General features: G+C 45.5%; 21 protein-coding genes. 7 read left to right on the plus strand and 14 right to left on the minus strand.

Features of this window, described 5'->3' with window-relative positions; all coding sequences use genetic code 11:
- Positions 1-16: 16 nt before the first annotated feature.
- The 4 genes from ACSX1A_RS03475 to ACSX1A_RS03490 all read right to left on the minus strand — a co-directional run bounded on the left by ACSX1A_RS03475 (position 17) and on the right by ACSX1A_RS03490 (position 5,715).
- Complete coding sequence (locus ACSX1A_RS03475; RefSeq protein ID WP_439882224.1) at positions 17-1,120, minus strand: hypothetical protein; 1,104 nt, start codon at positions 1,118-1,120, stop codon at positions 17-19.
- A 181-nt stretch (positions 1,121-1,301) separates the two neighbouring features.
- Complete coding sequence (gene murA / locus ACSX1A_RS03480; protein WP_439882225.1) at positions 1,302-2,606, minus strand: UDP-N-acetylglucosamine 1-carboxyvinyltransferase; 1,305 nt, start codon at positions 2,604-2,606, stop codon at positions 1,302-1,304.
- A gap of 5 nt (positions 2,607-2,611) precedes the next feature.
- On the minus strand, positions 2,612-3,277 hold the full coding sequence (locus tag ACSX1A_RS03485) for a DUF4290 domain-containing protein (protein WP_439882226.1): 666 nt from the start codon (positions 3,275-3,277) through the stop codon (positions 2,612-2,614).
- 191 nt (positions 3,278-3,468) lie between these two features.
- Entirely contained in the window at positions 3,469-5,715 is a 2,247-nt protein-coding gene (locus ACSX1A_RS03490; protein ID WP_439882227.1) for an ATP-dependent helicase, read from the minus strand.
- A 298-nt stretch (positions 5,716-6,013) separates the two neighbouring features.
- Here ACSX1A_RS03490 and ACSX1A_RS03495 point away from each other — a divergent pair, with 298 nt between their 5' ends.
- Positions 6,014-7,657 carry an ankyrin repeat domain-containing protein gene (locus ACSX1A_RS03495; RefSeq protein ID WP_439882228.1) on the plus strand — a complete coding sequence of 548 codons (1,644 nt, stop codon included), beginning with the start codon at positions 6,014-6,016 and terminating at the stop codon, positions 7,655-7,657.
- 82 nt (positions 7,658-7,739) lie between these two features.
- Complete coding sequence (locus ACSX1A_RS03500) at positions 7,740-8,318, plus strand: DUF3109 family protein (protein ID WP_439882229.1); 579 nt, start codon at positions 7,740-7,742, stop codon at positions 8,316-8,318.
- Between the two features lie 56 nt (positions 8,319-8,374).
- On the opposite strand, the gene ACSX1A_RS03505 is transcribed toward ACSX1A_RS03500, so the two are convergent.
- The 10 genes from ACSX1A_RS03505 to ACSX1A_RS03550 all read right to left on the minus strand — a co-directional run bounded on the left by ACSX1A_RS03505 (position 8,375) and on the right by ACSX1A_RS03550 (position 17,712).
- Positions 8,375-9,331 (minus strand): DUF6340 family protein, encoded by a 957-nt coding sequence (locus tag ACSX1A_RS03505; protein WP_439882230.1) that lies wholly within the window; start codon positions 9,329-9,331, stop codon positions 8,375-8,377.
- 101 nt (positions 9,332-9,432) lie between these two features.
- Positions 9,433-10,776: an acetyl-CoA carboxylase biotin carboxylase subunit gene (gene accC / locus ACSX1A_RS03510; protein ID WP_439882231.1), complete on the minus strand. Its 1,344-nt coding sequence runs from the start codon at positions 10,774-10,776 to the stop codon at positions 9,433-9,435.
- A 104-nt stretch (positions 10,777-10,880) separates the two neighbouring features.
- On the minus strand, positions 10,881-11,369 hold the full coding sequence (gene accB, locus ACSX1A_RS03515; protein ID WP_439882232.1) for an acetyl-CoA carboxylase biotin carboxyl carrier protein: 489 nt from the start codon (positions 11,367-11,369) through the stop codon (positions 10,881-10,883).
- A 3-nt stretch (positions 11,370-11,372) separates the two neighbouring features.
- Complete coding sequence (efp, locus tag ACSX1A_RS03520; RefSeq protein ID WP_439882233.1) at positions 11,373-11,936, minus strand: elongation factor P; 564 nt, start codon at positions 11,934-11,936, stop codon at positions 11,373-11,375.
- Positions 11,937-12,238: 302 nt separating this feature from the next.
- Positions 12,239-13,237, minus strand: a complete 999-nt coding sequence (locus ACSX1A_RS03525; RefSeq protein ID WP_439882234.1) for a beta-ketoacyl-ACP synthase III — start codon at positions 13,235-13,237, stop codon at positions 12,239-12,241.
- Between the two features lie 144 nt (positions 13,238-13,381).
- Positions 13,382-14,323 carry a phosphate acyltransferase PlsX gene (gene plsX / locus ACSX1A_RS03530; protein WP_439882235.1) on the minus strand — a complete coding sequence of 314 codons (942 nt, stop codon included), beginning with the start codon at positions 14,321-14,323 and terminating at the stop codon, positions 13,382-13,384.
- A 50-nt stretch (positions 14,324-14,373) separates the two neighbouring features.
- Positions 14,374-14,571: a 50S ribosomal protein L32 gene (gene rpmF, locus ACSX1A_RS03535; RefSeq protein ID WP_377511541.1), complete on the minus strand. Its 198-nt coding sequence runs from the start codon at positions 14,569-14,571 to the stop codon at positions 14,374-14,376.
- A gap of 52 nt (positions 14,572-14,623) precedes the next feature.
- Positions 14,624-15,172 (minus strand): YceD family protein, encoded by a 549-nt coding sequence (locus ACSX1A_RS03540; RefSeq protein WP_439882236.1) that lies wholly within the window; start codon positions 15,170-15,172, stop codon positions 14,624-14,626.
- 77 nt (positions 15,173-15,249) lie between these two features.
- A complete protein-coding gene (gene pdxA / locus ACSX1A_RS03545) occupies positions 15,250-16,272 on the minus strand; it encodes a 4-hydroxythreonine-4-phosphate dehydrogenase PdxA (RefSeq protein WP_439882237.1) in 1,023 nt (340 codons plus the stop codon).
- Positions 16,273-16,278: 6 nt separating this feature from the next.
- A complete protein-coding gene (locus tag ACSX1A_RS03550; protein ID WP_439882238.1) occupies positions 16,279-17,712 on the minus strand; it encodes a leucyl aminopeptidase family protein in 1,434 nt (477 codons plus the stop codon).
- Between the two features lie 157 nt (positions 17,713-17,869).
- Between ACSX1A_RS03550 and rsmA the strand changes: the two genes are divergently transcribed.
- From rsmA to ACSX1A_RS03575, 5 genes are all read left to right on the plus strand, one after another.
- Positions 17,870-18,652, plus strand: coding sequence for a 16S rRNA (adenine(1518)-N(6)/adenine(1519)-N(6))-dimethyltransferase RsmA (gene rsmA / locus ACSX1A_RS03555; protein WP_439882239.1), 783 nt, complete (start codon positions 17,870-17,872; stop codon positions 18,650-18,652).
- A 4-nt stretch (positions 18,653-18,656) separates the two neighbouring features.
- Complete coding sequence (mgtE, locus tag ACSX1A_RS03560; protein WP_439882240.1) at positions 18,657-20,009, plus strand: magnesium transporter; 1,353 nt, start codon at positions 18,657-18,659, stop codon at positions 20,007-20,009.
- A 102-nt stretch (positions 20,010-20,111) separates the two neighbouring features.
- On the plus strand, positions 20,112-21,062 hold the full coding sequence (locus ACSX1A_RS03565; protein WP_439882241.1) for an NAD(P)-dependent oxidoreductase: 951 nt from the start codon (positions 20,112-20,114) through the stop codon (positions 21,060-21,062).
- A 263-nt stretch (positions 21,063-21,325) separates the two neighbouring features.
- Complete coding sequence (gene greA / locus ACSX1A_RS03570; protein WP_439882242.1) at positions 21,326-21,799, plus strand: transcription elongation factor GreA; 474 nt, start codon at positions 21,326-21,328, stop codon at positions 21,797-21,799.
- A 3-nt stretch (positions 21,800-21,802) separates the two neighbouring features.
- On the plus strand, positions 21,803-22,201 hold the full coding sequence (locus ACSX1A_RS03575) for an HIT family protein (RefSeq protein WP_439882243.1): 399 nt from the start codon (positions 21,803-21,805) through the stop codon (positions 22,199-22,201).
- The last annotated feature ends 58 nt before the right edge of the window (positions 22,202-22,259 follow it).

The following is a 22,259-nucleotide window of genomic DNA, read 5'->3' on the forward strand; positions in this document are numbered from 1 at the left end:
CTTTTTGCTTTATCTGTTAAAGTTTTAGGTGTTCATTTGAAGTCTTACCCAACCTATAGTTCAAGCCTACGCTAAAGTTCTTTGGGATACTTCCCATGTATAACAAATCATTTATTTCGATAAAGAAAGATACTTTATCAGATGGCTTTGCTTCTATCCCAATACCAGGTCTAATACCAATGCCTAAACCACCAGATTTATAGTCTTTATGCCAACTATCTGTATAATCTATATCAGTTTTAGCGAATTCTAAGACTTGAGCAACAACGTAGGTTGTATAATTACTTTTTTTCAAAAACTCATATTGATATTTTGCAACTAAGCTTAGAGCTTTAACATTCGATTCTGAAAAACTGTAAGTTGATCTGTCAAGAGCAAGTTTTACGGAGCTTCTTGTGCCTTTTCCAAAGTGATATTGTAAGCCAATCTGATAACCAAAAGAAAAACCCTCTGTTTCTACATTTGCGTTCTTGCTACCATGGTTACTATACTGGGTGTATACAGACCAAAAGTTATTCTCGTTTGTTTCTTTGGCGTTCGGAGTATAGTAATATTTGATATCTCCATTCGCATACTCAGTCAGAACTTTTAATAGATCTTTTTCCTGCAGTTTAATCTGATTAAGATTGCTAACTAAATCCATGCGGTCTGACAACAGTTGGCTTAACACGCTTACATATTGATAATCATAAGACTTTAATTCTTTGCCTTGTTCCTTTATCAATTTAACGTTATTCTCCAGCTTGTAAATAGTGCCATCTTTTTCTACATAAAATTCTTTGTTAGTGCCCTCACGAACATAAAAGCTGATTTTATCTGTAATAAGAATTACCTTAAAAACTTGGTTGTTAATGGCTGAAGGAGATTTAAAGGGTTTAGATATAAATCGTTGGCCACTAAATAATCTGATCTCTGTTATTTGGTCCGGTGAAAAAATATGTTTCTCGTCCTGGGCATCCCAGTAGAATATTTCATCAGGGCTATCGAAAAAATAGGATATAAAACCTGTTAGTTCCTGGCCATCCTCCCTGATAATCCGGCCTTGTTCTTTCTGAATTTGTGCAGATGCGCAGAGCGAAAAGAAGAATAAAATTGAAAAGAGTAGAAGTTTTTGTTTCATAAGTAAAGGTTAGTAAGGGATGTACATAACCTAAAACTACTATAAATATTAGATATATATATAAATTATTATATACTTTACTGTATGTTTATTTGATTTTATTGAGTTACTTCTATAAACTTCTCCATAAAAAAAAGAGCACCCGGTTAAGGTGCTCTTTCTATTTTTATAGTTGTAAGCTTTATATTCTTTTTATCTGCGCACCAATGGCATTTAATCTTCCATCGATGTTCTGGTAACCCCGATCGATCTGCTCTACGTTATCTATAATACTTTTACCTTCTGCAGATAGTGCGGCAATAAGCAAGGCTACACCGGCACGAATGTCAGGGGAGGTCATTCGGATGCCTCTTAATGGCATCTGGTTATTAAGCCCGATCACTGTGGCACGGTGCGGATCGCAAAGGATGATCTGGGCACCCATATCAATCAGTTTATCTACAAAGAACAGGCGGCTCTCAAACATCTTCTGGTGCACCAGCACAGTACCTTTTGCTTGTGTGGCAACAACTAAGGCTACACTTAAAAGGTCTGGGGTTAAACCTGGCCAGGTGTGGTCAGAAATGTTCAGGATACTTCCATCAATATAAGTATCCACCATATAATGGTCTTGCTCCGGTATGTAAATGTCATCACCCCGGAATTCCATCTTTATGCCCAGGCGCTGGAAAGTGTCTGGTATAAGTCCTAGTTCAGGAATCTGGCAGTTTTTGATTGTGATCTCAGAACCTGTCATGGCGGCAAGTCCGATAAAAGAACCTATCTCAATCATGTCAGGCAGCATCCGGTGTTCGGTGCCTCCAAGCCTTTCCACACCCTCAATTACAAGCAGGTTAGAGCCAACACCACTTATCTTAGCACCCATGCGGTTCAGCATACGGCAAAGCTGCTGTACGTAAGGCTCGCATGCGGCATTGTAAATAGTAGTGGTTCCTTCGGCCAGTACAGCGGCCATCAGGATATTGGCAGTGCCCGTAACCGATGCCTCATCCAGCAGCATGTAAGCTCCTTTCAAACGGTCAGCCGATACATTGTAGAAACTGGCTTCTGAGTCGTACTCAAAATGAGCACCCAGTTTTTCAAAACCAATAAAGTGCGTGTCAAGCCTGCGGCGGCCAATTTTGTCACCACCCGGTTTAGGCATTTTCGCCTTTCCGAAGCGGGCAAGCATAGGCCCCACTATCATCACAGAGCCCCTGATAGCACGCCCTTGTTCTACAAAGGCCGCCGTGTCAAGGTAATCCAGGTTCACATTATCAGCCTGGAAAGTATAGGTGTCCGGGGCATTACGCTCCACTTTCACTCCTAATCCGCGAAGCAGGTCAATTAGTTTATTTACATCTCTGATATCAGGAATATTAGAGATGATAACAGGTTCAGAGGTTAAAAGTACGGCGCATAAAATCTGTAGAGCTTCATTTTTCGCTCCCTGTGGCTGTATATCGCCTTTCAGTTTATTGCCGCCTATTACTTCGAAAGAAGCCATTTATATTATTTATTTCTTTGATTGGAAGAGGATCTTGGATTTTTTCTGCCGCGGTTGTCGCCACGGTTTTGCTGACTACGTGGGTTGTCCTGCTGTGGTCTGCCGCTGCTGCCGCCATTGGATTCAAACAGGTTGTTGCTCTCGATGTAGCCCAGGTCCATGTTCAGTTTTCCTTTGGAGAGCTGACGGATATCATTTAGAATAACATCATCGGTAATGCTGTCTTTGTTATAAGACTTGTAAAGCGTTTTCATCAGTTTTCCGATAGAAACGATCGCTGCATCACGCTCTTTTTCATCGTCCAGCTCTGTAGCCTTTTGTATGAGGAGCTCCACATTCGTTCCGTAGTGCTTGTACCTTGGTGTTACTAATGAATATTCCATCGGCTGTGGCTTATCGTTTAGATATTCCATGGCGCTAAGCTGGTAAGGGGCATCAACATCCAGCGTTGAGCCCGACATCACGAACAGGTGGTTCCAGAGTTTCTGCTGGTAGTCCTGGGTGTCGCGCAGCTGGGGGTTAAGCTTTGCCATCAGGTTTATAAGCAACTGTGCCAGGCGGGTACGTTCCGAACGATCTTCTACTTTGGTAATATAGTTTACCAGGTCTTGTACATTACGGCCGTATTCACGCAGTAACAGGTCTTGTTTAAAAGAGGTACTAGCTTCCATTATATCGATTTAGAATATTCAAAATTAAGAATTTGAAATAAGAAGTGAATTAGAAATTCAAAATAAGAGATCAGAATTAACCTTTACGTTAAATATATAGCAAAAAGTTAATTACACTCCTCATTTGTTCAGCTCCAGGTTTACAAGCAGCCTTAATTAACCGGATCCTGGTTACAGATCTATTATTAACACTAGTTATGTATGCGCAATTTGGCAAAGCTTAATAACAGGGTTTTTTCGCCTACTTCCTCAAAATTGATGATGGCTTTTACACTGTTACCCTGAGAATCTATTTTAGATACTACGCCAAAACCAAACTTAGGGTGCTCTACTTTCATCCCCTCGGCCAGCTGGGAGGTATCGCTTGGCTTGAAGTCGGCTGGTGCTGTATAGGCTGTAGCGGCTTGTTTGCGTGGCGGCGGCGTTACCAGGCTGCTGATGCTGCTCTTGCGCTGCAGCACTCTGTCAAACACATTTCCTCCGGAAGCTGATTCGCCATATTTAAAGTTAAGATATTTTGGGTCGATCTCCTCCAAAAAGCGACTTTTTTCACAGGAACGCAGGTTGCCCCATTGGTAACGGCTGGTGGCATACGTTAAGTATAGCTTTTTCTCTGCTCGTGTGATAGCAACATAAAACAAACGGCGTTCCTCTTCCAGGTCTGCACGGGAGTTGAGCATCATCTGGCTCGGGAAAAGGTTTTCTTCCATGCCAACGATAAACACATTCTTAAACTCAAGACCTTTGGCCGAGTGAATGGTCATCAATGTTACAAACTCTCCGTCAAGGTCTGCTTTAGTATCTGCATCTGTGATCAGGGCAATATCCTGGAGAAATGCCGAAAGACTTTTGTCCTCCTTCTCCGGGTCGTCCACATACTCCTTTATACCGTTCAGGAGTTCCTGTATGTTTTCGTAGCGTGCAAGGCCTTCCACAGTTTTGTCTGAGTACAGGTCATCTACAATGCCTGAATGCTTGGCAATGTGTTTTGCAACCTCAAAGGCATCTGAATTCTCCGCGATCCGTGCAAAATCACGGATCATGATAGAGAAATTTTCGATGGCCGTTCCCACACGGTTACCCAAAAACTGCCCGGCATTTTGCACCACCTCCCACACGCTATGGTTGGTCTCGTTTGCAGTTACAAATATCTTTTGCTCGGTGGTCTCGCCAATGCCTCTCTTCGGGTAGTTTATAACGCGTCGCAATGCCTGTTCATCGTTCGGGTTTACCGTCAGGCGCAGGTAAGCGATCAGGTCCTTGATCTCTTTACGCTGGTAGAACGACAGGCCCCCGATGATCTTATACTTGATGTTCATGCGGCGCAGGGCTTCTTCCATCGCCCTTGACTGCGCATTGGTACGGTAAAGTATAGCGAAATCATCGTAGGAGAGGTGGTTGCTCATTTTCTCCTCGAAAATAGTTGTAGCCACCAGTTTGCCTTCCTCATTATCGGAATTGGCCTTTATCACCTCGATCAATGGTCCCTGCTCGTTATCAGTAAAAACATCTTTGCGCAGCTGCGCTGTGTTGTTCTTAATTACCGAGTTGGCCGCATTCACAATGTTTTTGGTAGAGCGGTAGTTCTGCTCCAGTTTAAATACCTGCAGCTCAGGGTAGTCGCGTTCAAAGTTCAGGATGTTCTGAATATCGGCCCCCCGGAAAGCATAAATAGACTGTGCATCATCACCTACTACAACAATATTACGGTTCTGAGCAGCTAGTTTACGCGTAATCAGGTACTGCGAATAGTTCGTATCCTGGTACTCATCCACCATCACGAACTTAAAAATATTCTGATACTTGTTCAGCGCATCCGGATGGTCTTTGAACAGCACATTGGTATTAAACAGCAGGTCATCAAAATCCATAGCCCCTGCCTTGAAACAGCGGTTCTGGTACATCTCATATATCTTGCCGATCTTCGGGCGCATAGCTGCATCATCATCGGCCTGTATCACAGGGTCGTTGAGGTACTGTTTTACCGAGATCAGTTTGTTTTTGGCAGAAGAGATGCGCCCCAACACCACATTTGGCTTGTACAGCTTGTCATCCAGGTTCATCTCTTTCACAATATTGCGAATGAGTGTCTTGGAGTCGTCGGTATCGTAGATGGTGAAACTCTTTGGGTAGCCAATTTTCTCAGCTTCAGCACGTAAAATTCGTGAGAAAACCGAGTGGAACGTGCCCATCCAGATATTCTTGGCCTCGTTTCCGATCACTTTTTCGATACGATGGCGCATTTCCTTTGCCGCCTTATTGGTAAAAGTGAGCGCTAGTATGTTGAAAGGATCTACTCCCAGGCTGATCAGGTGAGCGATCCGGTACGTTAAAACCCGTGTTTTTCCAGAGCCTGCACCTGCTATGATCATGGCGGGTCCTTCGGTGTGAAGCACTGCCGCACGTTGCGACTCGTTCAATAAGCTGATATAATCCATTTCTTCTCTTCCGCGTGCGTCTTAAAATCTATGCAAGTTACGAATACAATTCCTTTTTAATAACAAGGCTATCATCATCAGGTGTTCAAGATGAATAATTTTAAAAGATAAACCTCTAGTTATGAACAGGAAGTACCTTGAAAGCGTTTACCAGTTGAGTAAGAAATTGCTGTGGAGTAACATTTTGCCCGGTTTTTGATTTAAAGCGAGGATAGCTGTAGTTTTGTAGCTGTTTCGTAAACCAAACGATCTGATTTTGATATTTCAATTTATAAATAGAAGTACTGGAGCAGCTAATATGCTGCTGTTGGCCTTGCTGTTAACCACACAGGTAAGCATAGGGCAAACAAAGGTTCCTGCTAAACCTGCCGGTACAAGTAAGCCAGCCGCCGCAACAGCCAGAAAAACAGCTGCCAAACCTGTCACTGCAAAAACGGCTACAGCCAGTAACAAGAAAGTTTCAGCTAACTCCAGCCCTGCTCAGGTAAAGAAGAGTGTCTGGCGGACTTCTGCCATGGATGAGGCAATGAGCTATTATACTTCCTTAAAATACCGCGAAGCCTACCAGAAGTTCAGAGAGGCTATGGCCCAGGGTGACAAAGATGCTCTCTACTTTATTGGCAGAATGCACCAGTACCGTGAGTTAAAGTATGATTCTGTGAAAATAGATACGATCCGGCAGATTGAAGATACAGATGAATATTTTGAAGCTGATAGGGACTCTGCTACCTACTACTATAAAAAAGCTGTGGACGAAGGCAGTCTTCTGGGGCATTTAGGATTAGCTGAGCAAACTATTGTACGGTCCAATGATGATAAGCGCCGCTTTATGCAGCACATGCGCACGGCAGCAATCGTGATCCGTGAGAAAGCAGTGGAGGGGGATGCCTTTAGTAACAGAATATTGGGCAGTATGTACTATACTGGTTTTGGCGAGATGGTAGACAAAGGACTTGCCTTTAACTACCTGAGTAAAGCAGCAGAGGCGAATGATGTAAACTCCTATGCTTCGCTTGCAAACCTTTACCTGAATGGGGAGGGTGTAAAAAAGGATTACGATAAAGCTGTTTACTGGCTTAATAAAGGTGTTCAGGCAGGGGAGCGTGAGGCGTTGTATACCATGGGCCTGCTGAAGGAAGAAGGAACACTGGGAGAGGTGAAGATAGAGGAAGCGCGCGGACTATATCGTAAGGCAGTTTCAAAAGGCAGCGTACTGGCTTATGACCAGCTGAAGTACATCAACCAGACTCCTGACCAGAAAGTGGTAATAGCCGCTGTAACACGTGATCCGGACATGCTGAAACGTGCACTCAATGCCGGCGGCGATGTGAATACCCTTGCCATGCCAGACGATTTTGCTACCGACCTGCGGGGCAGAACACCGCTTATGCACACAATTTATATTCCGTTGTTGCTGGAAGATTATGGCGTTACTTATGAGCCGGAAGTTCGGGTTAAAACGGTGAGCATGCTGCTTAGCAAAGGAGCCAATATCAACGACAGAGATGTAGACGGTAAGACTGCGCTGCACTACCTGGTGAGCAGTGCCCGAATCAGGTCCGAGCTCTATGAGCAGGAACAGGTTGATCTACTGGATATGCTGTTGCGGAAGGGTGCCAACCCTAACATCCGCGATAATGAAGGTAATACCGTATTAGCTAAGGCGCTGCAAGCCACTATCGGGCAGCATATTGGGATCATGGAACTGGGGAGGCTTCTGGATGCAGGGGCTAAGCCCAATGCCCGTAATAACGAAGGTAAGACACCTTTGATACTTGCCTGTGAAATGAACGCAAACTCTGAAGTAATTGTCGCACTTATTCAAGCCGGGGCAGATCCGAAAATGCGGGATGTCAGTGGCAAAGCAGCGATTGATTACACCAGTCAGGAGAACGTGCAAAACGTGCTGATGGCTGCCGGATCGCCGGAGAAGCAGAAGTAAGCCTGATATTATTTACCTTTATATTTCTTGATGCGTGTGTAACGGTTAATGTTTACTGCGCTTCAATACTCTAATTCTTTTTATGATAGTTCTTCAGAATACAGTTATTAGTGATGATGTCCGGGACCAGTTTTTTGTGTGTAACCTGGAAAAATGTAAAGGTGCCTGCTGCGTTGAGGGAGACCTGGGTGCGCCTTTAGAAGAAGAGGAGTTAGCTATATTACAGGAGAGCTTTGCGCATGTTAAGCCTTATATGTCAGATGCCGGACAGAAGGCAGTAGAGGAGCAGGGGCTTTACATCAAAGATTGGGAAGGCGACTACTCAACGCCTACTATTGGCAACAGAGAGTGCGCTTATGCAATTTATGACGAAGATAATACACTAAAGTGCGCTATTGAGCAGGCCTATTATGACGGCAAGATAGGTTGGAAGAAACCGATTTCCTGTCACCTTTACCCTATTCGGATCACCAAGTACGATGGTTTTGAGGCGTTGAACTATGACCGCTGGGGTATTTGCAGCGCTGCATGTAGCTTCGGACAAGATCTGGGGGTGCGCGTATATCAGTTCCTGAAAGAGCCGCTAGTCCGTAAGTATGGCGAAGGCTGGTACACCGAACTGGAGCAGCTGATGGAAGAGGAACTTAGAAAGACTAAATAGAAATTTTATAAAGCAGAAGTCCCAGCCGTTAACGGCTGGGACTTCTGCTTTATAAGCTAAAAATCAGTTGAGTAGTTTTGCAGATTAGGCAGAAGGAGAGTAGCCAGTTTATTTCCATTGTCTGCAGCCTGCCGGGCCCATTTTTTAGCTCCTTTGATGTCGCCCTTCGCTTCATGCACTACAGCTAGGTTATAGGCTGCCTTTCCTGCATCCTTCCTTTTTTTACTGCCTGCAATTGGCTCCAGTAATGTGATTGCTTCATCCCAATTTCGGGCTGCCATCTGTATGGCAGCCGGTTGGAAGTTCTTCATGGAGTAATAAGGGCGTACGATACTTATTTGCTTCGGGGAAAGACGGCTCCAGTAGTTTCGGCCTGTTTGCCTGGCAAGGCTGTTCACCATTTCGCCAGCGTTACCCATCGAAGGACCGATAGCAAGTAACCCACTGAGCACGCTTCGGGAGTCATAAAGTTGTTTCTGCATTAATTGGATCTGGTCCAGCACAAGCCCTGTGCTATCATAGAAGGTCCAGTCGGAGGTAGTAATCAATGTATATAACGCCGTCTTGTTCACATTGCCATTGTCATCTTTTTCACGCACCGTTTCCTGCTCAAAGTAAGCGTCAAAATTATCAAGGGTCAGGAGCAGGTGGTGTGGGTATTTTGTGTAAACACTTTTAACCTGGTCTGGGTGGAACGGCTCTTTCAGAGAATTGTCTGAAAACTTAAATAAAGTATCAGCTGCAACCAGCTGGTATGTATCATCATGCTGTATAGCTTCCAAGGCGCCAGCAAAGGCTTGGTCGGCTCCTTGTCTGTATACTTCTTGTTTCTTTTCACGCTTGTAAGCTAGCAGGTCAGGGTTAAACCTATTAATTGCTACTACTTTCCATTGCTGGTTGGTAACTTCTACTGCGGGAGGCAAAGTCGCATCGATGAAAAGTTGCGATGTGCAACCAGTCAGGCATGTTGCTGCTCCTATGAACAGGGTGAATGCTATTGTTATCTTCCTCATACATCAGCAAGATAACCAAAATGTAAAATTGGTTGCACCACGTATAAAAAAAGCCACGGCTATATAGCCGTGGCTTTTTTTATACTATTAGAACAGCTTAATTACAAGCTGCTGAAATCAAAACCATCAAGGTAAGCTGTTGTGAAATTACCTTCTTTAAATCCAGGATCATCCATCAGCTTCAGGTGGAAAGGGATTGTTGTTTTAATACCTTCGATCACAAACTCACTCAGAGCACGTTTCATTTTCACCAGGGCCTCTTCACGGGTCTGCGCACTCACGATCAGTTTGGCGATCATGGAGTCGTAGTTTGACGGAATGGTATAGCCGGAGTAAACATGAGAATCTATACGTACACCGTGGCCGCCTGGCATGTGTAGCGTCGTTATCTTACCGGGAGAAGGGCGGAAACCGTTCTTAGGATCCTCGGCGTTGATACGGCACTCAATGGCATGCATTTTTGGGTAGTAGTTCTTCCCGGTTATCTTCTCACCGGCAGCAACTTTTATCTGCTCCTTGATCAGGTCGTAATCAATTACCTCTTCTGTGATAGGATGTTCCACCTGGATACGCGTGTTCATCTCCATGAAGTAGAAGTCACGGTTTTTATCTACCAGGAACTCAATGGTACCAACACCTTCGTAGTTGATCGCTTTGGCACCAGCAATAGCTGCCTGTCCCATTTTATCGCGCAACTCATCTGTGATGAATGGAGAAGGTGTTTCTTCTACCAGTTTCTGGTGACGGCGCTGAATTGAGCAGTCACGTTCAGAAAGGTGGGCTACCTGCCCATGCTGGTCGCCGATCAACTGAATTTCTATGTGACGCGGCTCTTCCACGAATTTCTCCAGGTAAATACCATCGTTTCCGAATGCAGCCTTAGACTCTGTACGGGCATCATTCCATGCCTTTTCAAACTCCATGTCGTTACGCACGATACGCATACCGCGGCCACCACCGCCGGCAGTAGCTTTAAGTATAACCGGGTACTTAACTTTGTTGGCAATCTTCTTACCTTCCTCGATAGACTTCAGAAGTCCTTCAGAACCAGGTATAGTTGGAACGCCGGCTTTCTTCATGGTTGCCTTGGCCGAGGCCTTATCACCCATCTGGTTGATCATCTCCGGGGAGGCACCAATGAATTTGATGTTGTTCTCAGCACAGATACGGGAGAATTCAGCATTCTCTGACAGGAAGCCATAACCAGGGTGAATAGCATCTGCGTTCGTAATTTCCGCTGCCGCTATGATATTTGGTATGTTAAGGTATGACTGCCCACTTGGTGGAGGTCCAATACAAACAGCTTCGTCAGCAAAGCGTACGTGCAGGCTTTCCTTATCGGCAGTAGAATATACCGCTACCGTTTTAACACCCATCTCTTTACAAGTACGGATGATGCGTAACGCAATTTCGCCACGGTTGGCGATCAATATCTTCTTGAACATTTTCTTTAATTAAAAATTAGAAATTAATAATTAGAAATTATAAAGCAGGGTACGCATCTAACTGGCACATCCGTGTTTTTTAATTTTTAATTTTTAATCTTTAATTAGCTTGGGTCAACCAAAAATAAAGGCTGATCATACTCTACCGGTGAAGCATTGTCTACCAGTACTTTTACAATCTTACCAGAAACTTCAGACTCGATCTCGTTGAACAGTTTCATTGCTTCGATGATGCAGATAACCTGACCCTTCTTTACCTCGTCGCCTACGTTTACAAAGGAAGGTGATTCCGGGCTTGAAGAGCGGTAGAACGTACCGATCATTGGCGCCTTAATGGCTACATACTTGCTGTCATCAGATGCAGGCGCTGCTGCGGCGGGAGCAGCAGGTGCTGGGGCAGCTGCTGGAGCTGCTGCCTGTGGAGCTGGAGCCTGTGGAGCAGGAGCTGCAGCAGCTGGCTGGCTCACATACTTCACTTTCTGATCCGGATCACGCTTTACTGAGATCTTGAATTCTTCTGTTTCAATGTTCACTTTATTCAAGCCGGATTTGGCGATAAAGTCGATCAGGTCCTGGATTTCTTTAGCTTTCATGTGTTATTTAACTCTCTCTGCGTATGAATATGTACGAGTGTCTACTTTGATTTTTTCGTCCTGGCCAATGAAAAGGGGCACCTGTATAGTTGCACCTGTTTCTACAATGGCTGGTTTTGAGGCGTTAGTGGCCGTGTCGCCCTTGATGCCTGGTTCTGTATAAGTAATGGTCAGTTCAACGAAAGGAGGGATCTCGCATGTTAGTGGAGTCTCTGTCTCAGCATGGAACAGGATGGTAACTTCCTGTCCTTCTTTCATCAGATCAGCAAATGGCACCATCGCCTCGTTCAGGGTTACCTGCTCAAAGGTGTTCATGTCCATAAAGTTGTAGCCCATGTCATCTTTGTAGATAAACTGGTGCGGACGCTGCTCAACGCGGGCAGTGGTGATCTTATGACCGGCAGAGAAGGTGTTATCCAGTACTTTGCCAGTTCTGATATTTCGAAGCTTAGTTCTTACAAATGCGGGGCCTTTGCCTGGCTTTACGTGCTGGAAGTCGGTTACCTGGTAAAGGTCGTTGTTGTATTCGATCACAACACCGTTTTTAATATCAGCTGTGGTTGCCATAGTTTATGGTTGTATCTTGATAGAAATATTAAAGGGTAAAAGTATAGCTCAAATTGCTGTGTTGCAAATAAAGTTGTTCAATCTGGTATAATTGTCCTGAAAAACCCAGCAATAGTTTGGTATAACCACATCTTTTATATAAGCGTTAGGCATGCATAATATTTTTTGCTCCGTTTTTTGCCTATCCACAGGTGGTCTCTTTGCAAATTGTTCTGCCTTATATAGTGAGGAATAATAGGAGACATAAAAAAAGCGGCCCTAAGACCGCTTTGTAAGTATATTTTTTATGTTCCTAAGCAGGATTATTTCGGGTCATATGCCCACTTCACGTAAATGGCACCCCAGGTAAATCCTCCCCCAAAAGCTGCCAGTACCACGTTATCACCTTTCTTCAACTGGCTCTCATACTCCCACAGGCAAAGCGGAATAGTGCCGCTGGTTGTGTTGCCATATTTCTGAATGTTCAACATTACTTTTTCGTTGCTCAGCCCCATACGGTTAGCTGTTGCCTCAATGATGCGCTTGTTAGCCTGGTGCGGTACCAGCCAGGCAACATCATCGCCTGTCAGTTTGTTACGCTCCATTACTTCTGCTGAAACATCAGCCATACCTTTAACGGCAAACTTAAACACCTGCTGCCCCTCCTGGTATGCATAATGCTCTCGTGCCAGAACAGTGTCTACTGTTGCAGGTTTGCGGCTACCACCTGCTTTCATGTGCAGGTATTGTGCGCCGGTTCCATCAGACTTCAATACCTCATCAATAACACCATAACCTTCTGTGTTAGGCTCCAGCATTACAGCGCCACCACCATCACCAAAAATGATGCAGGTAGTTCTATCAGTATAATCTACAATAGAAGACATTTTATCAGCGCCTACTACTACTACTTTCTTATAGCGTCCAGACTCGATGAATTTGGCCCCTGTTGCCAGCGCATAGAGGAAGCCTGAACAGGCAGCCTGCAAGTCGTACCCGAAAGCATTTACGGCGCCAATCTCAGCTGTGATCAGGTTAGCAGTAGCCGGAAACACCATGTCAGGGGTGGTCGTAGCACAGATAAGAAGGTCTATCTCTTCAGGCCTGGTATTCGTCTTTTCGAGTAAATCCCTAACTGCTGGTACAGCAATATGTGAAGTTCCTTTACCTTCCCCTTTCAGGATACGCCTCTCTTTGATACCCGTGCGCGAAGTGATCCACTCATCATTGGTATCAACCATTGTCTCAAGCTCTTTGTTAGTGAGCACGTATTCCGGAACATAGCCACTTACACCTGTAATAGCGGCAGTGATTTTACTCATGTTAAGAAAAGTCTTGTTGTTAAAATAAATGTGGTGGGCAATTTACTAAAAAAAAATTGGCATAACCTGCCAGTTTCTATAAAAAGAGTTACTGATGCAGATTATGCCAGCTAAATAACAGCTATTGCCCCTTTGGGCAACAATTTATTCAGTGAAATTTTTTCTGAAGCGTTCTGAAAGCTTTGATGCCACCATCTTATGGGCCTGTAACACCATGTTGCTGATCGCCTTCGGACTGGAAACTCCGTGCCCGATGACTGCGTTACCGTTTATACCCAGAATTGGACTACCACCAACAGCCTCGTAATTGAACTTGTCGAAGAACGGATCGTGAATGTTCTTCTCGTTGAGGATGTCATAGATATTCTCTGCCATCTTCAGTATGATGTTGCCTGTATAGCCATCACAAACGATCACATCTGCTTTATCATTAAAAAGGTCACGCCCTTCTATGTTACCGATAAAGTTAATGCTGCTGTTCGCTTTCAGGCGCTGGTGTGCAGCCTGTGTCACTACAGTACCTTTGCCTTCTTCTTCACCCAGGTTCATTAAGCCAACCTTTGGGTTAGGAATTTCCAGAACATACTTGGCATAGATAGAGCCTATCTCGCCAAACTGCTCCAGTACTTCAGGCTTGCAATCTGCATTTGCCCCTACATCCAGCATGATACCGAAACCGCCATTGACTTTAGGAACCAGGCCACCAATAGACGGCCTTAGTATTCCTTCAATTGCTTTTACGCTAAACATGGCACCTACCAGCATAGCACCGGTATTTCCTGCGCTACAAAAAGCATCAGCTTTCTGCATTTTAAGCAAGCCATACCCAACTGCAATACTGGAGTCGGTTTTTTGTGAGAGCGCCTTTGTTGGGTGCTCTCCCATTTCTATTACCTGGCTGGCATGTACAATCTGGATGTTATTGCCAGTATATCCGTTTTCGGTTAGCAGTGGTTGGATAACGTCTTCCTTGCCAATAAGCAAGATGACATCTTCCTGATCCAGCTGCTGAGCGGCTAACAGTGCACCTTTAACGACAGCCTCTGGTGCAAAGTCACCGCCCATAGCGTCTAAGGCGATCCTCATTTACTGGGTGTTGTTAAATTATACAGAACTTTAAAGTAGCAGGCTATTGCTTACTGTGCGTTCGTTGTATAATTCTTGATAGCCAGCTTGCCTTTATGGAACAGGTCGCCATCTACCACATAAGCGTGGTGAAACAGGTGGGGCGTGTCTGTAGTAGGGCAGATTGCGATGGCTTTTTCAGAAAGTTTATAATGAGTTCTTCTCTTATCTCTTCTGGTCTTCGAAATCTTACGTTTAGGATGTGCCATTTTTTATTAAAAATTTACTTACTAGTTTATACTTTTATTCTTCTAAAACTCTTTAGTTCAGGTTTCTGAGTGCGTCCCAGCGGGGATCTGAATCCTCGTCGCCTTCGTCCTCATCTTCGCTGTCGCTCTCGCTGCGCGAAGTATAAATCAGGAGATCCTCCTCTCTGTCATCTTCCTCGTCATCAAGCTCCTCCACAAAACGTGGGTGCAGCTTTTTCATAGGCAACGACAGAATAATGTAATCATACAGGTGTTGTGCAATGTTGATAGACTGTGTACTACTTGTGATCTGCCACAGGTCATCATCCAGTTCCATGGTTTCATCGCCATACTTCACTCTGAAAACCTCCTGCAAATCTACCGGATGGTCAAACTCATCCAGGCTTCTGTCACAGGTCAGGCGCACATGCCCTTGTATGTCAATCTTAAATGTAAGCAACGACTCTGTTTTGTCGAGCTCCACGGTAGCCAGCAGCTTCCCTCCTGATATTATTTCCGTCCCAAAAAGTTCAAAGAAGGAATCATCCATCTCAAACTCATAAGAATGTTTCTTATTGCTGAGTTTGGCAATGCCGATTTCATAATCTTTTAGCTTTTTCACAACCGACTTTTTATTGCAAGACGCAAAATTAGGAGATATTTCTGATAAAAAAAATACCTGACGTTATTAACACATTATTAAATAGCAGGCATTTGTTCTGTCTGCCGCTTTTTAATGATGTCACAGGCCAGGAACAAGGCTTCCCTGAAAGAGGTTTCATTTGCAATATGCTTACCAGCAATATCATAGGCAGTACCGTGGTCAGGCGAAGTTCGCACTACCGGTAAACCTGCGGTATAATTAATGCCGCTTTCAAAGGCTAAAGTTTTAAACGGAATAAGTCCCTGGTCGTGGTACATGGCCAGTACGGCATCTACCTGTTTGTACTGCCGCATACCAAAAAAGCCATCGGCAGGGTAGGGCCCGAATACCAGGTGACCGCGCTCTTTCATGTGCATCACTGCCGGACGTATTACTTCCTGCTCTTCAGTACCTAATAAGCCTTCTTCGCCAGCATGGGGGTTAAGTCCTAACACAGCAATGCGTGGCTTTAAAATGCCAAAGTCATTCTTGAGGGATTCCAGCAGGATCGTCATCTTACGAATAAGCAACTCTTCCGTCAGTTTAGGCGATACCTCTTTTAAGGGCAGGTGGCCTGTTACGGTAGCTACTCTCAGGTCTTCACTAACCAGCAGCATCAGGCTTTCTGGTGCATCAAAAAAGGAGGTAAGGAATTCAGTGTGGCCCGGAAAATTAAAGTTCTCGGCCTGTATGTTGTCCTTGTTTATCGGGGCTGTTACCAAACCATCCAGCAATCCTGCTTTCAGGTCGTTGCAGGCTGCCAGTAACGAGTCAAGCGATGCCTTGCCGGACTCTGGTGTTGGTGTACCCGGATTAACTTCCACTTCATTCTCCCAGCAGGTAACCAGGTTTACCTTTCGGGCTACCATATCACTAGCGTTGTCTATCTGCTGGTAAAAGAAGTGCTCTGCACTCAGGGCTTTGCGCACTCTGTTTAACAGGGCCGGTGAGGCATAGATGACAGGTGTGCAGAAATTAAGTATTCGCTGATCAGCCAGGGTCTTTACGATAACTTCCGGACCAATTCCGTTCGTGTCGCCTATGCTGATGCCTAGTTTTACTTTATATTTAGTATCCATTCTTATTTATCGGGCCAGGGAGCTAAGGTAGTTATAAACCAGGCGAACACCAGAACCTGTGGCCAGTTTGCCGCGGTAAGAGTCTTCGGCATGCAGGTATGCTGTACCGGCAATGTCAAAGTGCACCCATGGGTAATCTGTGAAAGCCTCCAGGAACTTGCCTGCTGTAATGTGCCCGGCGTCAGCCCCTCCAATGTTTTTAAGGTCGGCAATGTCCGAATCCAGCTGCTTTTTATACTCATCCCACAGCGGGAACTCAACGATACGCTCGTGTACGTTGTCACCGGCTTTTTTAAGGCCAGCCATCACGTCGTCACCCGCTGTGCCCATTACAGCTAATCCCTCCTTACCTACGGCACGCATAGCTGAACCTGTCAGGGTTGCCATGTCCAGCACCAGTTCCGGGTTGTATTTTTTAGCAAAGCTCAGGGCGTCAGCAAGTATAAGCCTGCCCTCAGCATCAGTGTTCAGCACCTCTACTGTCATGCCATTGTGCATGGTGATCACATCGCCAGGCGCAACAGCATTGCCTCCGGGCCTGTTATCCGTTGCTGGTATCAGTCCGATGATGTGCAATGGCAGTTTGTTCTTAGCGGCTGCGTAAATAACACCGGTTATGGCGGCGGCTCCTGCCATATCAGACTTCATGTAGTCCATGGACTGTGGTGTCGGCTTCAGGCTTAATCCGCCAGTGTCGTATACCACGCCTTTGCCTACCAACACGTAGGGTTTAGTGTTAGTAGCGTTATCAGGCTTCCACTCTAAAATGTTAAAAGTGGCAGGCTCTTCGCTTCCCTGGTTTACGGCTAAAAGTCCGCCCATTTTCAGCGACTGTATTTTAATCAGGTCCAGTACTTCCAGTTCAAAGCCTGCTTCATCTGCTAAGGTCTCCAGTTGTTCGCTTAGTTGCGTAGCCGACTGGTGGCTGTGCGGTTCATTGATCAGGTCACGCACCTTATAAACTGCCTCTAGTACAGTAGCCAGCTCCTGCACCTTTTTCTCATCTACCTGCGCATCAGCAATCGTGATGGTTTGCAGGGAGCTAGGTTTGGCATCTTTCGTTTTGTGCTTATTAAACTGGTAGTTGCTTAGGTACAAGCCTTCTGCTAAAGCTAAACTGGCGCTGGTATTTGTTTTATCAAGTATAGTGATGCGCTCTGCTTTGTCGGACTTCAGCTGCTGGAGCAACTTGTGGCCAGCCTGGCGGAGGGCTTCATTTTTAAGGTTTTCAGTTTTGGCATCAGGCGCCACCACTACATAAACCCGGTGCGAATAGCGATTCAGGAGAACAAACTTGGCATCCTGCTGTACCTGCTGTTGCACATATTTTTGCTCTTCAGGCTGAAGTTCCTGCGCCAGATCTACCTGACCTTTGGCTACTATTATAGCCAGATCGGTATTTTTAGCTAAGCTTGTGTCGTATTTAAGTTGTGTTGGCATCTGTCGTTTGTATCTTTGAGGCTGCAATATAGTAAGTATAATACGTAATGCGAAAGTCTGCCGCTATTGCATTGGCTGCAGCTAACACACAATATAGGTATAACGAGATTGGACGGAAAAGTATACTTTCACTCTGCCAGTCGCTAAATAAAGAAGCGTGGGTAACGTAAAACCAAAGAAACACCTGGGGCAACACTTTCTGGTAGACCAGAATATCGCCATTAAAATTGTGGAGCAGCTCAGCCTGCCCGGTGGCGTAAAAGACGTACTGGAGATTGGTCCGGGTATGGGTGTGCTCACACAGTACCTGATCAAGCAGCCAGAGTACAGGACCACGGTGGTGGATATTGACCGGGAATCGATTGCCTACCTGCAGGAACATTTTCCGCAACTCGGAGATCGCATTATTTCGGCAGACTTTCTCAAATCTGACCTAAGCCAGCTCTTCCCGGGTTCCTTTGCAATTATCGGCAATTTTCCGTACAACATTTCCAGCCAGATTTTCTTTAAAGTTCTGGAGCATCGCGATGTGGTGCCGGAGGTAGTGTGCATGATACAGAAAGAAGTGGCCGAGAGGCTGGCAGCCCCTCCCGGATCCAAAACTTACGGTATTCTGAGCGTTCTGCTGCAGGCTTATTACACCATAGATTACAAATTTACCGTAAGTGAGCATGTTTTCCACCCTAAGCCAAAGGTCAAGTCTGCTGTGATCAGTCTGGTACGAAATGAGGTGGAAAAACTGGATTGTGACGAGAAGCTGTTTAAGCAAGTGGTGAAATTAAGTTTCGGAACACGACGCAAAACCCTTCGTAACTCACTTCGAAGTTATAACTTGCCACCTGAAACCACAGCACTGCCTGTTTTTGACAAGCGTGCCGAGCAACTTTCGGTACAGGATTTTATAGAACTGACCCAACTGATAGAGCGCCATTTAGAATAAAGCGATGCAGATAGAGATAACACGTGAATTTATTGAGCAGGTAGAGGAAGCTATAGAACGCCAGGACAAGGAATTTCTCCTGCGTGAGATGGCAGAAATGCACCCTGCCGATATTACCACGGTGCTCTATGAGCTCGATACCAATGAGTCTAAGTACATCATGGACCTGTTGCCGCCGGAGGTGGGAGCAGAGATACTGAGTGACCTGGACTATGATATACGCGAAGATTTCCTGGATTATTTTACCAGTGCCGAGATTGCCCGCTATGTTAACCTGATGCACTCGGATGATGCCGTGGACATTCTGAACGAACAGTCTGTTCAGACACGCGAGGAGGTGCTGGCACTGATCGATAACGAGGAAAAGGCAGAAGACATACTGGACCTGCTGCACTACGAAGAAGATTGTGCGGGTGGTCTGATGGCAAAGGAGCTTATCAAAGTAAACCTGAACTGGCGTGTAACACAATGTATTGAAGAAATTCGCCGTCAGGCGGAAGATGTGTCACGGATCTATACCGTGTATGTGGTTGATAACCGGGATATACTGGTGGGCCGGGTCAGTGTGAAGGCCCTGTTGCTTTCAAAGGACGATAAGCTGGTGAAAGATATCTACAACCCGGATGTGATCTCGATCGAGTCTTTCAGGGATGAGAACGAGGTAGTGAATGTGATGCAGAAGTATGACCTGGAAGCTATACCCGTGGTAAACATACAGGGCAGGCTACTGGGCCGCATTACGATTGATGACGTTGTAGACGTGATGCAGGAGCAGGCAGAACTAAGCCGCCAGTTGATGACGGGTATCTCTGAGAATGTGGAGGAAGATGACAGCGTTTTCCGGATCTCCCGCTCCAGGTTACCCTGGCTTATTATTGGTATGGTGGGAGGTTTGCTGGCCGCGCATTTCATGGGTTTTTTTGAGAAAGACATCGCACTTTTACCCGCTCTGGCCTTATTTGTGCCACTTATAACGGCAACTGGCGGTAATGTAGGCATACAATCGTCCTCTATTATCATCCAGACCCTCTCATCAAATGCGGTAATGTTTGAGAACTTCGCACAGCGTATCTTTAAGCTTGTGCTGGTTGCCTTGTTAAACGCTGTGATCATCTCTATACTTGTGTTTAGCTTCACTTATCTTTTTCGCCAGGACCTGACCATTTCCACAGTTGTGGCTACAGCATTGTTCTCTGTCGTGATGCTTGCTTCAATGATGGGAACCATCACTCCAATGATACTGGATAAGTTTGGAATAAACCCAGCCGTAGCGGCTGGCCCTTTCATTACAACAGCAAACGACCTGCTGGGGATCACGATCTACTTCGGGGTTGCGCACCTGCTCTATAGTCTTTAAAGGCAAACAAGCCTGTTAGGGGGAGGTGCTAACGTAGCAACTGATCCGGAAAGATAAACCAGAGGGAGCACGTAATTACAGCTGTTTTTATACCCTAAAATCATGACTACATCAAACCATAAAAATCCAACCGCTCTAATTATAGATGAGATGCATCCCAGCATTATAGAAATGCTGGATAGTATAGGCGTTAAAGCGGTTTACATGCCAGCTATAAAGCCGGCACAGGTAGGGGAGGCGCTGGCAGGGTTCGACGGGCTGATCGTTCGGAGCAAGATGCGCATCACAGCCGAAACCCTGAAGCATGCGGACAGGCTAAAGTTTGTAGCGCGTGCAGGAGCAGGTGTCGATAACATTGATACAGAAGCGCTACAGGAACGTGGAATAGCCCTGGTTGCAGCGAATGAAGGCAACAGGCAGGCTGTTGGAGAGTTTGCGTTGGGATTGCTCCTGGCTCTGATGCGTAACATTGCCCTAGGCGATAATCAGGTACGCAACAAAGTATGGATGCGTGAAGAAAACAGGGGGGAGGAGCTCGGAGGCAAAACAGTAGGCATAATAGGCTTTGGAAATATGGGGCAAAGCTTCGCCCAGGTTTTAGGAGGCTTTGGCTGCCGCATTTTAGCCTACGACAAATTTGCTCCTGAAAAAATTTGTGACCCTTATGAGCGGGTTACCCTGGAGCAGTTAATGGCAGAAGCAGATGTCGTTAGCCTGCACATTCCGTACATACCGGAGAACCTTGGTTTTGCTGATGATACTTTTTTCGGGCTCTTGGCCAAGCCTGTCTGGTTTATGAATACCTCACGGGGTGATGTGGTGCAGCAGTCTGCTTTGGTGGCACACCTTAAAAGTGGTAAACTTAAAGGAGCCGCCCTGGACGTGCTGGAGAATGAAAAACTTGCTACCCTGACCGGCAGGCAGCAGGAGGAGTTTGATTATCTTGCCAAAGCTGAAAATGTTATACTTACGCCACATATAGCAGGCTGGACGCACGAATCTTACGTAAAGATAAACGAGGTACTGGTAGCTAAAATCAAGAGCTTGCTGTAAAAAATCGCAGCTTAAGTAAATTTAAACTTATTGCATCTTGTGTCGCTAAATTTGTATATTTGCCTTTGTCAAGAGCAGGGGGAGTAGCTCCTTGTTTCATAAAGCAGTTAATTACAGCGCGTATGCTATACTGGGCGGCTGAGCAGCTTATACCTGCCGTTGCCCTGAAAAAGAATTAAATAATTTACATATTTGGCAAAAAGAACGGTTATGCACGCCATAACCGTTCTTTTTGTTTTTGTGTTTTAAACGTGGAAACTAAAATGAGCAAGATTTCTTATTACACCGCAGAAGGTTTGCAAAAGCTAAAAGATGAATTAGCTGTGCTCAAAACGAAAGGCCGTTCGGAAGTGGCGCGTCAGCTGGCTGAGGCACGTGATAAAGGTGACTTGAGCGAGAACGCTGAGTACGATGCTGCAAAAGATGCCCAGGGCCACCTGGAACTGAAGATCGCCAAGATGGAGGAGATCGTAGGAAATGCCCGCCTGATAGATGAGTCGCACCTGGATGCAAGTAAGGCGCTGATCTTATCTAAAGTAAAGATCAAAAACCTAAAGAACAACATGGTAGTAAACTATACTTTGGTGGCTGAAGAGGAGGCGGACCTGGCAGCAGGAAAGATCTCCGTTAAGTCGCCGATCGGTAAGGGACTACTTGGCAAGTCAGTAGGTGATGTAGCTGAAATCACGGTTCCTGCCGGTAACATTAAGTTTGAGATACTGGAAATCAGCCGTTAAACTATGGAAGCTTCGATATTTACAAAGATTGTTAATGGGGATATTCCTGCTTACAAGATAGCAGAGAGTGACCGTTTTCTGGCCTTTTTAGATGTGTACCCAACCGCCTTGGGACACACCTTAGTTATACCGAAGCAGCAGATAGATTACATTTTTGACCTGGATGATGACCTCTACACCGGCCTGATGGCATTTGCAAAAGAGGTTGCCAAAGCCCTTGTAAAAGCAGTGCCTTGCAAGCGTGTAGGCATGGCTGTTGTTGGCCTGGAGGTGCCGCATGCGCATGTGCACCTTATTCCACTAAACAGTATGGCAGACATGAACTTTGCAAATAAGCAGGAGTTCAGTAAAAATGAGTTTGAGAAAGTAGCAGAAAAGATCAGGGCTGAATACCACAGCTAGGTTATATTGCATAAAAAAAGAGAGGGGGCAGCTAAACACAATTAGCTGCCCCCTCTCT

The organism is Pontibacter sp. MBLB2868 (assembly GCF_051904785.1).
Classification (GTDB): Bacteria; Bacteroidota; Bacteroidia; order Cytophagales; family Hymenobacteraceae; genus Pontibacter.

What these genes read in the sequence shown, in the direction of transcription:
- ACSX1A_RS03490 (WP_439882227.1), bottom strand. Translation starts at nt 5,715, where the DNA reads ATGGATTATATCAGCTTATTGAACGAGTCGCAACGTGCGGCAGTGCTT.
- rpmF (WP_377511541.1), bottom strand. Translation starts at nt 14,571, where the DNA reads ATGGCACATCCTAAACGTAAGATTTCGAAGACCAGAAGAGATAAGAGA.
- efp (WP_439882233.1), bottom strand. Translation starts at nt 11,936, where the DNA reads ATGGCAACCACAGCTGATATTAAAAACGGTGTTGTGATCGAATACAAC.
- ACSX1A_RS03575 (WP_439882243.1), top strand. Translation starts at nt 21,803, where the DNA reads ATGGAAGCTTCGATATTTACAAAGATTGTTAATGGGGATATTCCTGCT.
- mgtE (WP_439882240.1), top strand. Translation starts at nt 18,657, where the DNA reads ATGCAGATAGAGATAACACGTGAATTTATTGAGCAGGTAGAGGAAGCT.
- ACSX1A_RS03475 (WP_439882224.1), bottom strand. Translation starts at nt 1,120, where the DNA reads ATGAAACAAAAACTTCTACTCTTTTCAATTTTATTCTTCTTTTCGCTC.
- ACSX1A_RS03500 (WP_439882229.1), top strand. Translation starts at nt 7,740, where the DNA reads ATGATAGTTCTTCAGAATACAGTTATTAGTGATGATGTCCGGGACCAG.
- pdxA (WP_439882237.1), bottom strand. Translation starts at nt 16,272, where the DNA reads ATGGATACTAAATATAAAGTAAAACTAGGCATCAGCATAGGCGACACG.
- ACSX1A_RS03550 (WP_439882238.1), bottom strand. Translation starts at nt 17,712, where the DNA reads ATGCCAACACAACTTAAATACGACACAAGCTTAGCTAAAAATACCGAT.
- ACSX1A_RS03525 (WP_439882234.1), bottom strand. Translation starts at nt 13,237, where the DNA reads ATGAGTAAAATCACTGCCGCTATTACAGGTGTAAGTGGCTATGTTCCG.
- accB (WP_439882232.1), bottom strand. Translation starts at nt 11,369, where the DNA reads ATGAAAGCTAAAGAAATCCAGGACCTGATCGACTTTATCGCCAAATCC.
- ACSX1A_RS03565 (WP_439882241.1), top strand. Translation starts at nt 20,112, where the DNA reads ATGACTACATCAAACCATAAAAATCCAACCGCTCTAATTATAGATGAG.
- murA (WP_439882225.1), bottom strand. Translation starts at nt 2,606, where the DNA reads ATGGCTTCTTTCGAAGTAATAGGCGGCAATAAACTGAAAGGCGATATA.
- ACSX1A_RS03485 (WP_439882226.1), bottom strand. Translation starts at nt 3,277, where the DNA reads ATGGAAGCTAGTACCTCTTTTAAACAAGACCTGTTACTGCGTGAATAC.
- greA (WP_439882242.1), top strand. Translation starts at nt 21,326, where the DNA reads ATGAGCAAGATTTCTTATTACACCGCAGAAGGTTTGCAAAAGCTAAAA.
- ACSX1A_RS03495 (WP_439882228.1), top strand. Translation starts at nt 6,014, where the DNA reads ATGCTGCTGTTGGCCTTGCTGTTAACCACACAGGTAAGCATAGGGCAA.
- plsX (WP_439882235.1), bottom strand. Translation starts at nt 14,323, where the DNA reads ATGAGGATCGCCTTAGACGCTATGGGCGGTGACTTTGCACCAGAGGCT.
- ACSX1A_RS03505 (WP_439882230.1), bottom strand. Translation starts at nt 9,331, where the DNA reads ATGAGGAAGATAACAATAGCATTCACCCTGTTCATAGGAGCAGCAACA.
- accC (WP_439882231.1), bottom strand. Translation starts at nt 10,776, where the DNA reads ATGTTCAAGAAGATATTGATCGCCAACCGTGGCGAAATTGCGTTACGC.